The organism is Luteibacter sp. HAY1-4A, assembly GCF_056755355.1.
Genome location: NZ_JBNDHZ010000105.1, coordinates 1 through 1,110, shown reverse-complemented (window position 1 = coordinate 1,110; position 1,110 = coordinate 1). Strand labels below are relative to the sequence as shown.

Here is a 1,110-nt window from a genome sequence, read left to right as displayed (position 1 = left end):
TTGCTGAAGGAACGGTGAAGCCAATGGTAGACTGTACCGTCCGGTTTGTTTATTCCGAGGTTAAGACTGTGTTAGCATGTGCGCCACTTAAGGCTGCTGCCACAAGGTTCTGCCCAACATGATCAAGCAGCGCACGCTCAAGAACATCATTCGCGCCACGGGCGTCGGTCTTCATACCGGCGACAAGGTGTACATGACGCTTCGTCCCGCGGCGCCGAATACGGGCATCGTATTCCGCCGTACCGACCTCAATCCGCCTGTCGAATTGCATTCGCGTCCGGAGAACGTCGGCGACACGCGTCTGTCGACCACGCTGATCAACGGCGACGTTCGCGTCTCGACCGTCGAGCATCTGCTCTCGGCCATGGCCGGTCTCGGTATCGACAACGCTTATGTCGACCTGTCGGCGCCCGAAGTGCCGATCATGGACGGCAGCGCGGGTCCTTTCGTGTTCCTCATCCAGTCTGCCGGTATCGAGGAACAGGACGCCGCGAAGCGCTTCATCCGCATCAAGAAGCCCGTTATCGTCCAGGACGGCGACAAGTGGGCCAAGCTCGAGCCGTTCGACGGTTTCAAGGTGGGCTTCTCGGTCGAGTTCGACCACCCGCTGTTCAACAAGCGCAATTCGCAGGCCGAGATGGATTTCTCGACCACGTCGTTCGTGAAGGAAGTCAGCCGCGCACGCACGTTCGGTTTCATGCGCGACATCGAGATGCTCCGGGAGCGTAACCTCACCCTCGGCGGTTCGATGGACAACGCCGTGGTGCTGGACGACTACCGCGTGCTGAACGAAGACGGCCTCCGTTACGACAACGAGTTCGTCAAGCACAAGATCCTCGACGCCATCGGCGACATCTACATGCTGGGTCACAGCCTGATCGGCGCGTATTCCGCGCATAAGTCGGGCCACGAACTCAACAACAAGCTTCTTCGCAGCCTGATGGCCGACGCCACGGCATGGGAAGAAGTCAGCTTCAAGGACCCGGCGAAGGCGCCGATCTCCTACGCCCATCCCGCCCAGGCCGTTTAAGCGCCCAAGCGGCAGCAAGCAGCAGCGAAACCGAAGGCCGCGAGGAATCGCGGCCTTTTTTCTGTCTCTTATACACATCT

The 1,110-nt window shown here is 59.6% G+C and carries 1 protein-coding gene; it reads left to right on the top strand.

Going from position 1 to position 1,110, the window contains the following annotated elements; genetic code table 11:
* The first annotated feature begins 118 nt into the window (after positions 1 to 118).
* Positions 119 to 1,030 carry a UDP-3-O-acyl-N-acetylglucosamine deacetylase gene (gene lpxC, locus ACPYOD_RS19110; protein WP_167031507.1) on the top strand — a complete coding sequence of 304 codons (912 nt, stop codon included), beginning with the start codon at positions 119 to 121 and terminating at the stop codon, positions 1,028 to 1,030.
* The last annotated feature ends 80 nt before the right edge of the window (positions 1,031 to 1,110 follow it).